We start from the raw sequence: 10,854 nt of genomic DNA, 5'->3' as shown, positions 1-10,854 counted from the left end.
AAAAGAAGGTGATCGCGCTCACCTTCGACATCAGCTGGGGCGACAAGCGGGCCGAGCCGATCCTGAACATCCTGAAGGAGAAGGGCGTCAAAAATACGACCTTTTTCCTGTCCGCCCCGTGGGCGCAGACCCATCCCCAGCTGGTGAAGGCCATTCAGGAGAACGGCTTCGAAATCGGCAGCCACGGCAACAAGCATGACAACTACAGCAAGCTGACGGACGAGGAGCTGCAGGCTCAGCTGCAGACGGCCCACGCCATCTTGACCCAGGAAACGGGAAAAGCACCGCAGCTCATCCGTCTCCCGAACGGAGACTTCGACAAGCGGGTGCTTCAGGCATCGGAGAATATGGGCTACAAAGTGATTCAATGGGATACCGACTCCCAAGACTGGATGAACATCGGCACGCAAAATATCGTCGACCGCGTCATGAAGCGGGCTCACCCCGGCGACATCGTGCTGCTGCACGCCAGCGATTCGGTCAAGCAGACGCATGAGGCGCTCCCGCTCATCATCGACCAGCTCCGCGCTCAGGGCTATGAGTTCGTCAGCGTCTCCCAGCTGATCAGCCAGACGGAGGCGAGCGGCAAGGAAGTCCGGGACAATGGCGTCACGACGGAGCCTCAGCCCGTCAGCTTCGACATGTAGGAAATTCGATTCAAGCCGTTTTCGCGCCGCGCGCGGAGGCGGCTTCTTTTTTGTCCGGGGAAGACGTGATCCGCTGCAAGGTCAGGATCTGGTAGGCATTGCATGCGGCTAACGGGATCATCATAAACCAGATGGCGCTCGCGCTGACCTCTCCCCCCTCGCCTTGGAAGCTCGGCCAAGCTTCGATGGAAGTCACGACGATCATGAGGAACAGCGTCGGGATGAATGCCTTGTTGTTGGTCAGGCGGGTCTTCCAGTAGCCGACGCCCCAGGCGACGGCCGCCAGCACGATCGGCAGCGCCCAGAACAGCACCATGCCGGTCTGCTCGCGGGATTGGTACAGCACATAAACGAGGAAGCCCAGCGCGAACACGGTCGTATACGCTTGCAGAGCGCTCCAGAGATAGGATTTGCGGAAAACGCTGAGGGCGATGTAATTGACGGTCAGATACGCGAAAAAGCCCATCTGGCTGAACGCGCCGATCAGCAGTCCGACGAGCACCATATTGAAGGTATTGAAGCCTGCGCCCGACCAGCCGTAGGCTCGGAGCGTCTGATCCATGAGCTGCATCGCAAGGCCGGTGACGAGCGTGGCGCCCGCTCCGATAGCCATCGTCGTCCAGAACAGGAAAAACCACTTGCGGATTGTCATTGTTGCTGCATCCTCCCAAACCGAGTTCGATCTGATCATTATCTTACCATGAACGGGTGAAAAAGCTAAGGCTTGGCCCTGATATTCCCCCGCTCCTCCGCGCATACTGTACCTATCCCCGCCGGCTCCAAGCTCCACCCGGACCGGCAAGCGAAGGAAAGGAGCCTCAAGCGCATGAACGTGAAACGGGCCTTGTACGGTATTTTACTCGCTGCCTTGTCCGCAACCCTTCTCTCCGGCTGCGGCGCCGAACCGCAAAGCGGAGGCGGGCAGCAGCTGAGCTATAAAGACATGAAATCGATGGTGATCGACATCCTGAAAACCGAGGATGCGCAAAAAGCGCTTCAAGAAAGCCAGATGAGCGCCTCGGGCACGAGCGAGAGCGGCATCAAGATGCTGTCGATGCAGGACGCCGAAAGCGTGCGGATGGCGGTGAAAGAGACGATTACGTCGCCGGACTACGACAAGGTCATCAAGACGATGATGACCGATACGCGCTTTGCCGGCGAATTCGCCAAGGCGGTCAACAAGCAGAACAAGGATATCCATAAGGAGCTCATGAAGGACCCGGCATATCAGAAGGAGCTCATTGCCGCCATGAAGACGCCGGAAATGGACAAGATGATTCTTGAGGTGCTGATGAGCGGCCAGTATCGCAAGCAGGTCATGACGATCATGCAGGAGTCGATGTCCAATCCGCTCTTCCGCGTGGAGATTTTGGATCTGCTGAAAAAGGCCGTTCAGGAAGAGCTGCGCGTCAAGCCGGAGGAGAAGGTCGATACGAAGTCCTCTTCGGGAAGCGGCCAGGAAGGCGGGAGCGGCGGAGAAGAAGGCGGCGGCGAGGAAGGCAGCGAGGAGAGCAGCGAAGAATCGTCGACGTAGGCTCATGCGGGCTTGAATGCAAAAGCAGTCCCCTACCCGAGGGGACTGCTTTTTTCACGATATAGGCGGGCGGGCTTACCAGGTCCGGGCGATGACCCGGTCGGCCAGCTCCAGGTAGAGCTGTCCCGTTTCGGTTTCGGCTTTGTAGACGGAAGGGGAAAAGTCCGGCTCCGACACATGGTTATCCGGCGCGCCAAGCGGAATCTGCGCCAGCAAATCGGTGTGGAGGTTTTCCGCGAGGCGGGCTCCTCCCCCTTTGCCGAACACATATTCCTTTTCGCCCGTCGATGGGCTCAAGTAATACGACATGTTCTCCACGACGCCGAGAATCTCATGCTCCGTGTGCAGCGCCATCGCGCCGGCACGGGCAGCGACGAACGCCGCTGTCGCATGCGGAGTCGTCACGATGATCTCCTTGCTCTGCGGGAGGATCTGATGCACGTCGAGAGCGACGTCGCCCGTGCCAGGCGGCAGGTCGAGCAGCAGGTAATCCAGCTCTCCCCACTCGACTTCTTGGAAAAAGTTGCGCAGCATGCGGCCGAGCATCGGCCCGCGCCATACGATCGGGCTGTTGTCCTCGACGAAAAAGCCCATCGAGATGACCTTGACGCCGAAGCGCTCGATCGGCTGAATGCGGCCGTCGACGACTTCCGGCCGCTCCTCGATGCCCATCATGTCAGGCACGCTGAAGCCGTAGATGTCGGCGTCGACGAGTCCGACGCGCTTGCCCCTGCGGGCCAGCGCCACCGCGAGGTTGACGGTGACGGTCGATTTGCCGACGCCGCCCTTGCCGCTGGCGATGGCGATGAATTCCGTGCCGCTCTCCGCGGAGAGCAGCGGCACGCCCTCCAGGCCCGCCCCGTGGCCTCGCACGGGGGCGGCGCCTGCAGCGCCTGGCGCGGCGGCAGCGCTCGGCGCCGCGCCAGGGGAGGCCCCGGCAGGGGCGGCAGGCTGCGCCGCCGCTGCCGGGGCTTCCAGGGGCCGGAACCGCAGATGCGCGGTCTCGGCCCCTGCCTGCGCGAGCGCTTCGCGCAGCGCGGCTTCCAGCGGCGCGCGCTCGGCGCCGCTCGGGACGAGGACCGTCAGCGAAGCTTGACGGTCCTTGGCCATAATGTCGCGGACGGTCGTTCCGTCCGCGAAGCGAGCCGTGACAGCATTCACGGCTTCCAATACTTGTTCGCGTGTGAGCATAGTTGCGGTCTCCACCTTCCGGCATGCATCGAAGCGGCGGACTTTCGCGCCGGCCGCTTCGAATGGGTATGCTCCTAGTATAGCATACCGGAAGCTCCGCTTTCCTTACGGCCGCGCCGCCTTGTCCGTCGTTCCGGCTGGACGCTCGCCGCTGCTGTAACGCAGGATCCCCTTGTAGATGGAGGCCGCGACCTGCCGCTGGTACGTGCCGTCGGCCAGCCGCGCCGCTTCTCCGGGATGGGAAAGGAATCCGACCTCGACAAGAGCGCTTGGAGCCGTCTTGACCGCCTTGAGGAGATAAACCGTATTCGGCGCCTTGGCCGCGGAACGATTCGTATTGGCCAGATTGAGCCTGATCTCGTCTTGGATCAGATAGGCAAGCGCCGGGTTGCCCTCATGGTTCGGATAATAGAACGTCTGCGCCCCGGACCATCTGGGCGAGGGGATGCTGTTCATGTGGATGCTGACCATGAGATCGGCCTTCTTCTCCTCCACGAAGCGCGCCCTGGCGACGAGATCTTCCGTCTTGCGGCTTTTGTATCCTTTGGTCTCCGCTCCCGCCAGATCCTGATCTCCTTCCCTCGTCACATAGACGATCGCGCCGGCTTGCTGCAAATAATCCCGCAGCTGAAGCGCGATCGCCAGATTGAGGTCTTTTTCGATCAGCCCGCTCTTGCTGACCGCCCCGCCGTCAGGACCGCCATGCCCGGCGTCAAGCACGACCGTCTTGCCGCTGAGCGGAAGCGTCCAAGTCGTTCCGATGCTGGCCGAAGGCAGCTGCGTCAGCAGCAGTCCGCCGAGGACAAGCAGCATCAGCGAGGCGAGTCCGATTCGGGACCAGCCGCGCGAGCTGATCCAGACGACGAGCCGTCGACGAGTCGGATACAGTCCATGCCTTCCTTCCCGGCCTATTTTATCTCGAACGTCCTGCATAATAAAAAACACCCCATCCCGCGTCGATGATCGGCTCAGGCTTATCCAAGCCTATCGCTATCATCCACTATATGGGACAGGGTGCTGCTTCATGCCTCGAACAGGGGCGCTGCCGCTTAGGAATGCGCCGGCTGCTCCTGCATGCCCTCGATCAGGATCTGCGCGACCTCGGGCCGGGAGAACTCCGGAGGCGGGCAAATGCCGGCGCGCAGCATCTCGCGGACTTTGGTGCCGGACAGCGCGACATGCTCCGACTTGTCATGCGGACACGTTTTGCTGGTCGCCATGTTGCCGCATTTCCTGCAGAAGAAGCTGTGCTCGAAATAAAGCGGCGTAATGTCGAGATCCTCGGCCGCGAACGTCTTGAGCAGCTCCTGCGCCTCGTACGTGCCGTAGTAGTCGCCTACGCCCGCATGATCGCGTCCGACGATGAAATGCGTACATCCGTAATTTTTGCGCACGAGCGCATGGAAGATCGCTTCGCGCGGCCCGGCATAGCGCATCGCTGCAGGAAAGACGCCAAGGAACGTGCGGCTCTCCGGATAGTAATTTTCCAGAAGCGCCACATAGCTCTTCATACGGACGTTGGCCGGCACGTCATCCGACTTCGTCTCTCCGACGAGCGGGTTCAGGAATAGGCCGTCTACGATCTCCATCGCGCATTTTTGAATGAATTCATGGGCGCGGTGGACCGGGTTGCGGGTTTGGAAGCCGACGACGGTTTTCCAGCCTTTTTCGGCGAAGATGCGACGGGTATCGCTCGGATCGAAATAAAACTCGCCGAACTTCTCCGGCTGCGGACGGTTCAGGACGGTGATCGGACCGCCCACGTACGTGCTGGAGCGGGAGAACAGCTTTTTGACGCCGGGATGCTCCAGATCGTCCGTCTTGAACACCTGCACCGCTTCGCGGCGCTGATCGACGGTGTAGATGCTTGCCACGTCGAGCAGGCCATAAACGACGCCATCCTCGCCCTTCAGCGCGACCCGCTGGCCGATCTTCAGCTCGGCTGCCGTCTGCTCGTCGATCGGAAGCGTAATTGGAATGCTCCAGACGATGCCGCTTTCGAGCCGCATCCGTTCGACGACTGAATGGTAATCGGCCTCCGTGAGGAAGCCCTCCAGCGGGGAAAAGGCTCCGACGCCGATCAGATCCAGATCGGAGACGGTCCAGCTGTCTACCGTCAGGCTTGTGAGCTGACTTGCTTCTTCGAGCAGCTGCTCCCGCTGCTCGCCGGCGGCGATCCGGTTGACGAGTACTCCGCCATGGGGCTTGATGCTAGACATGATTCCGTTATCCTCCCTTGGGCTCACTTGTGCAGGCCGCATTCGGTTTTGTCGCTGCCCGACCAGCGTCCCGCGCGCGGGTCTTCGCCCGGCGCGACCTGACGCGTGCACTGCTCGCAGCCGATGCTCGGGAAGTTGCGGTCATGGAGCGGGTTGTAGATGATGTCGTTGCTGCGGATATAGTCCCATACATCGTCCGAAGTCCAATGGGCGATCGGATTGAACTTGACGAGGCCGAATTTCGTGTCGTATTCGATCTTTTTCGCGTTGGCGCGAGTCGGAGCCTGGTCACGGCGAATGCCGGTAATCCACGCCTCGTATTGCGAAAGGATGCGCGTCAGCGGCTCGACCTTGCGAATGTTGCAGCAGGCGTTCGGATCGCTTTTCCACAGCTCCGCGCCATGCTGAGCCGCTTGCTCCTCCGGCGTGAGCACCGGCTTCACCTGGACGAAACGGATCCCGTAGCGCTGCTCCATGCGATCGCGCGTTTCATACGTTTCCTTGAAGTGGTAATCCGTATCGAGATAAAAAACATCCGTCTTCGGGCTTACTTTGTGCAGCATGTCGACCAGCACGACATCCTCCGCTCCAAAGCTGCAAGCAAACGTTATATTGGGAAACGTCTCGACGGCAAATTTCAGGATCTCCTCCGGCGATGCGGTTTCAAGCTTCACGGCTTGTTCGGCGATCAGCGCCTCTTTTTCCAGCAAGTTCAATGTCCGGTCCCCTCCCCTATGTTAAAACCAAGTAAGTCCGTATGGTTTTAATTATACGGGGTAGACCTCTAATGTTCAATTGCTTAATTGAGGGCAAAATGGCCGAATTTCCGCGTCAGATAAGGATTCTTTATCCTCTGGATAAGGCGTCCTTATACGATTCGATACACTCCGTCACGGTCGGCGCCCCGAGCCAGATCGGTCAAATAACGGAAGAAGGCCTCCGGATCGACATCGTCGACGACGGTTACGATTCGTCCGCCCTCGGAAGGGATGGTTCTTCCCTGCGATGGACCATCCGCCAGGACATCGCAAGCCACTTCATGAGAAGAGACCAGCTCGGGCTTGCCGATGATGGCGGTCGTCAGCACATCCCACAGGTAGTACGTGGAATTGGTCGCGAAATGCACGAGCGGCGGAACGGTCGCGTAGCATTGGCCGAGGAAATCGATGCCCTCGAATCGGCGCAGCTGCGCCCACTCTTTGCGCGTGTCTACTGTCAGCGGAACTTTGTTCGTGCTTTCCAGAGCGACCATCTCGATCTTGATGCCGCTATCCCATACGCGCTTGGCCGCCTCCGGATCCCAGAACGCGTTCCACTCCGCCGTTCCGTCATGCTCCGGTTCATGCACGTTCCCGTCCGGGAGGAACGTTCCGCCCATCCAGTACAGCTTCTCGATCTTGGCTTCGATCGAAGGATCGGCGTCCAGCGCGCGAGCCAGGTCGGTAAGCGGGCCGGTGAACAGCAGCGTCGCCTTTTCCGGGCACTTCGACACCTTTTCGATCAAATCCAGATGCGCCGGCTTGGCGGCTTCCTTCGTCACGACATCGGAGCGCTCGTTGAGCAGCGGCAGCGCGTCGACATAGAACGCATGCATCCTCCAGTCTTTCGGAAACGGATTTTTCCCCCTCGAATTGCTGCGCGCCACTTCAAGTCCCTTGAGCTCGGCACGTCCGTAACGGTCGATGATCTTGCGACTGGCGGAAACGGCTGGCTCGACATAACAGTCCGCATCAATGACCGACACTCCGATCAGGTCGACTTGCTCCATCTGCAGCAAAAGAAAAAGCGAGACGAGGTCGTCTACGCCTCCGTCATGGTTGAAATAAACCGGCAAAGCTTTTGTCATCGTATGTACCTCCCGTGATGTTGGTCGTTCGCAAAAGGACAAGACTGCATCCTGTCTTATTATAGCCTGCCCATAAAACCCTGTCGAAAAAGAAAAAGCCTTTCCCGATGAATCGGGAAAGGCTGTACGTTCGATTAACGTTTGGAGAACTGAGGAGCACGGCGAGCTGCTTTCAGGCCGTATTTCTTCCGTTCTTTCATACGTGGGTCGCGCGTCAGGAAACCAGCGCGCTTCAGAGATGGACGGAACTCCGGATCTGCCTTCAGCAGAGCGCGGGAGATGCCATGACGAATCGCGCCAGCTTGGCCGGAAGTGCCTCCGCCATGCGCAAGTACGATGATGTCGTATTTGCCGACAGTTTCGGTCAGAACGAGCGGTTGCTTCACGATCAGCTTGAGCGTTTCGAGACCGAAGTACTCGTCCAGCTCGCGCTTGTTGATGATGATGCGTCCTTCACCCGGCACGAGACGTACGCGTGCTACGGAGTGTTTACGACGACCAGTGCCATAGTATTGGACTTGAGCCATTGTAGGGTCCTCCTTCGATTAACCGCGCAGCTCGTAAGCTACCGGATTTTGAGCTTGGTGCGGATGCTCCGAACCAGCGTATACTTTCAGCTTCAGCTTCATTTTGTCGCCCAGACGGTTTTTCGGCAGCATGCCGTGTACCGCATATTCCACGAGGGATTCCGGCTTCTTTTTCAGCTGATCTTTGGCAGGCGTAACTTTCAGGCCGCCCGGATGCATGGAGTGACGATAGTAGTTCTTGTCATTCCATTTGTTGCCCGTCAGGACGATCTTCTCTGCGTTGATGACGACGACGAAATCGCCCGTGTCAACGTGAGGCGTGAATTGAGGCTTGTGCTTGCCGCGGATCAGGCTGGCGACTTCGCTGGCCAGACGGCCGAGCGTTTGGCCGGATGCGTCGACGACGTGCCAGTTGCGTTGGACTTCGTTCGTCTTCGCCATATAAGTGGTGCGCATGGGAGATCCTCCTTCAATGGTTGGCTTTCGTTTATGGTCAATCTTCGGTTACAGTTCGTAGTCATGTTGGATGCTGCTTGTCTTGCCTATTTCATGGATGTAGGTGCAATTCTTATGCGGGGCTGTGGGAGAGCCAATAAGAAAGCACAAGTTATATATTACAATAAAGGAGAGCCCAGCGCAAGGATTTTTACTTCTCCGCATCGCCATATTCGACATTGATCAACGTCAGTCCGTGAGCGACCGCAGTCGGTCCCGCCAGCAGACGATTCCGGCCCTGCAGCATGCCTGGAATCGCAGCCGGGGCAATCTTGCCTTGTCCGACATGGATGAGCGTGCCGGCTATGATCCGCACCATATTGTAAAGGAAGCCGTTGCCCGTCAAATAAAGCTCCAGCCGCTTTTCCTCTTCCTTCAGCACAGCGCTGTATATCGTCCTCACGTGAGACTTCTCGTCGGCATGATTGGTCGTGAACGAGGTGAAGTCATGCTCGCCTTGCAAATGACGGAGAGCCTCGCGCATCGCAGCGACATCCAGCTTGGGGGAAGGATGATGGAATTCGAAGTTCCGGCGAAACACGTCGTGGAACTTTCCCGTGCAGATCGAATAGCGGTACGTCTTGCGCTTGGCCGAAAACCGGGAATGAAAAGCATCGGGAACTTCCGCCGCCGACTCCACGACCCGAATATCTTCGGGCAGACGGCTGTTGAGCGCAAGCGCCCACCGTTCGACCGCGATTCGGGAGTCGGTATGGAAATTGAAAACTTGGCCCTCCGCATGCACGCGCGCATCCGTCCTTCCGGATCCGATGATCCTCGTCCGGGTTCCGGTGAGCGTCTCGATCGCCGACTCGATGATGTCCTGGATCGTGTTGCCTCCCGGCTGCGTCTGGAATCCGTTGTAGCGAGTTCCATCGTAGGCGATCTTCATCCGAATGTTTCGCAAGCCGCATTCTCTCCTTGCTGCAATCTACTCCTTGAGCTTGTCCATGAACCCGATTATGGACAAAAGAAAAAAGGTGGCCTCATCGGTCCACCTTTTGCCTGCTGCCCGCGGGCGGCAGTCGCTGGATTAAGCGCGGTCAACCAGTTCCAGGTAGACCATAGGCGCAGAGTCGCCGCGACGAGGTCCCAGCTTGAGGATCCGGGTGTATCCGCCTGCGCGCTCCGTGTAACGGCCCGCCAGTTCGCCAAACAGCTTTTGGATCGCGTCCTGCTCTCCGTCGATCGTCTCGCGGCGCACGTAAGCGGCCACTTGACGACGAGCGTGGAGATCTCCGCGCTTTGCCTTCGTAATGAGTTTCTCTGCGATCGAACGCACTTCTTTGGCTTTCGCCTCCGTCGTTTGAATGCGCTCGTACAGGAAAAGGTCGGTCACAAGGTCACGGAACAGAGCTTTCCGAGCGCTTGCGTCGCGTCCCAGTTTCGAGTATGCCATCGATTTCCCCTCCTTGATGCTATTCTTCTGTGCGGAGGCCCAAACCGAGTTCTTCGAGCTTCTCTTGAACTTCCTCCAAAGACTTGCGGCCCAGGTTGCGGACCTTCATCATGTCTTCTTCGGTTTTCATGGTCAGCTCTTGCACGGTATTGATGCCTGCACGTTTGAGACAGTTGTAGGAACGAACGGACAGGTCCAGCTCCTCGATCGTCATCTCGAGAACCTTTTCCTTTTTGTCCTCTTCCTTCTCAACCATAATTTCCGCGTCTTTGGCTTCATCGGTCAGTCCGACGAACAAGTCCAAATGCTCGGTCAGGATCTTAGCGCCGAGGCTTACGGCCTCTTCCGGACGGATGCTGCCATCGGTCCACACTTCAAGCGTCAGCTTGTCATAGTTGGTGACTTGGCCGACGCGAGTGTTTTCGACGCTATAGTTGACACGGGTAATTGGCGTGTAGATCGAATCAACAGGAATGACGCCAATCGGCTGGTCTTCGCGTTTGTTGCGGTCGGCTTGCACATAACCGCGGCCGCGATTGGCGAAAATCCTCATATGGAGCCGTGCGCCGGAAGCTAAGGTTGCGATATGAAGATCAGGGCTGAGAATCTCGACATCGCTGTCCGCACGGATGTCGCCCGCGGTAACGTTCCCTTCGCCTTCTGCGTCAATTTCCAGTACCTTCTCTTCGTCGGAATGGATTTTGAGCGACAGGCCCTTCAGGTTCAGGATCATTTCGGTCACGTCTTCCATGACTCCTGGAACCGTGGAAAACTCGTGAAGCACTCCGTCAATCTGAACGGACGTCACTGCCGCGCCGGGAAGCGACGAGAGCAGAATGCGGCGAAGCGAGTTTCCGAGAGTCGTCCCGTAGCCCCGTTCGAGAGGCTCGACGACAAATCGGCCATATGCTCCATCGTCACTCAGCTCTACGGTTTCGATTTTCGGCTTTTCGATCTCAATCACTAGTGTACCCTCCTTCAAAACGTCGCTCCGTA

Annotated in this window: 13 protein-coding genes (1 of these 13 running past the window's edge); 2 read left to right on the top strand and 11 right to left on the bottom strand. The window is 58.4% G+C overall.

Going from position 1 to position 10,854, the window contains the following annotated elements:
- Nucleotides 1–647: the 3' portion of a polysaccharide deacetylase family sporulation protein PdaB gene (gene pdaB, locus GE073_RS03265; RefSeq protein WP_028598232.1), read on the top strand. The gene continues 157 nt to the left of window position 1, outside the view; 647 of the gene's 804 nt are visible here — the last part of the coding sequence; its start codon lies beyond the left edge, outside the window; the stop codon is at nucleotides 645–647.
- Between the two features lie 10 nt (nucleotides 648–657).
- Here the strand turns inward: pdaB and GE073_RS03260 are convergent, their stop codons facing one another.
- Nucleotides 658–1,299 (bottom strand): KinB-signaling pathway activation protein, encoded by a 642-nt coding sequence (locus tag GE073_RS03260; RefSeq protein WP_028598231.1) that lies wholly within the window; start codon nucleotides 1,297–1,299, stop codon nucleotides 658–660.
- 174 nt (nucleotides 1,300–1,473) lie between these two features.
- Between GE073_RS03260 and gerD the strand changes: the two genes are divergently transcribed.
- Complete coding sequence (gene gerD / locus GE073_RS03255; RefSeq protein WP_028598230.1) at nucleotides 1,474–2,181, top strand: spore germination lipoprotein GerD; 708 nt, start codon at nucleotides 1,474–1,476, stop codon at nucleotides 2,179–2,181.
- Nucleotides 2,182–2,256: 75 nt separating this feature from the next.
- On the opposite strand, the gene GE073_RS03250 is transcribed toward gerD, so the two are convergent.
- The 10 genes from GE073_RS03250 to GE073_RS03205 form a co-directional block, all read right to left on the bottom strand.
- Nucleotides 2,257–3,372: an Mrp/NBP35 family ATP-binding protein gene (locus tag GE073_RS03250; protein WP_101808487.1), complete on the bottom strand. Its 1,116-nt coding sequence runs from the start codon at nucleotides 3,370–3,372 to the stop codon at nucleotides 2,257–2,259.
- 105 nt (nucleotides 3,373–3,477) lie between these two features.
- Complete coding sequence (cwlD, locus tag GE073_RS03245) at nucleotides 3,478–4,305, bottom strand: N-acetylmuramoyl-L-alanine amidase CwlD (protein WP_052333084.1); 828 nt, start codon at nucleotides 4,303–4,305, stop codon at nucleotides 3,478–3,480.
- A 116-nt stretch (nucleotides 4,306–4,421) separates the two neighbouring features.
- Nucleotides 4,422–5,591 carry a sulfate adenylyltransferase gene (sat, locus tag GE073_RS03240; protein WP_153782749.1) on the bottom strand — a complete coding sequence of 390 codons (1,170 nt, stop codon included), beginning with the start codon at nucleotides 5,589–5,591 and terminating at the stop codon, nucleotides 4,422–4,424.
- Nucleotides 5,592–5,614: 23 nt separating this feature from the next.
- On the bottom strand, nucleotides 5,615–6,307 hold the full coding sequence (locus GE073_RS03235; RefSeq protein ID WP_028598227.1) for a phosphoadenylyl-sulfate reductase: 693 nt from the start codon (nucleotides 6,305–6,307) through the stop codon (nucleotides 5,615–5,617).
- Between the two features lie 152 nt (nucleotides 6,308–6,459).
- Nucleotides 6,460–7,437, bottom strand: a complete 978-nt coding sequence (locus tag GE073_RS03230; protein ID WP_028598226.1) for a nucleoside hydrolase — start codon at nucleotides 7,435–7,437, stop codon at nucleotides 6,460–6,462.
- A gap of 134 nt (nucleotides 7,438–7,571) precedes the next feature.
- On the bottom strand, nucleotides 7,572–7,964 hold the full coding sequence (gene rpsI, locus GE073_RS03225; protein WP_028598225.1) for a 30S ribosomal protein S9: 393 nt from the start codon (nucleotides 7,962–7,964) through the stop codon (nucleotides 7,572–7,574).
- Between the two features lie 18 nt (nucleotides 7,965–7,982).
- Nucleotides 7,983–8,420, bottom strand: coding sequence for a 50S ribosomal protein L13 (rplM, locus tag GE073_RS03220; RefSeq protein ID WP_028598224.1), 438 nt, complete (start codon nucleotides 8,418–8,420; stop codon nucleotides 7,983–7,985).
- A gap of 190 nt (nucleotides 8,421–8,610) precedes the next feature.
- Nucleotides 8,611–9,366: a tRNA pseudouridine(38-40) synthase TruA gene (gene truA / locus GE073_RS03215; protein WP_028598223.1), complete on the bottom strand. Its 756-nt coding sequence runs from the start codon at nucleotides 9,364–9,366 to the stop codon at nucleotides 8,611–8,613.
- A gap of 126 nt (nucleotides 9,367–9,492) precedes the next feature.
- Complete coding sequence (rplQ, locus tag GE073_RS03210; RefSeq protein ID WP_028598222.1) at nucleotides 9,493–9,858, bottom strand: 50S ribosomal protein L17; 366 nt, start codon at nucleotides 9,856–9,858, stop codon at nucleotides 9,493–9,495.
- Nucleotides 9,859–9,877: 19 nt separating this feature from the next.
- A complete protein-coding gene (locus GE073_RS03205; RefSeq protein WP_028598221.1) occupies nucleotides 9,878–10,822 on the bottom strand; it encodes a DNA-directed RNA polymerase subunit alpha in 945 nt (314 codons plus the stop codon).
- Nucleotides 10,823–10,854 lie beyond the last annotated feature (32 nt).

The sequence above is a fragment of the Paenibacillus sp. B01 genome (genome assembly GCF_009649995.1).
Lineage (GTDB): Bacteria > Bacillota > Bacilli > Paenibacillales > Paenibacillaceae > Paenibacillus_O > Paenibacillus_O pasadenensis.
Note: the sequence above shows the minus strand (reverse complement) of the source record. Positions and strands in the feature narration are given on the sequence as shown.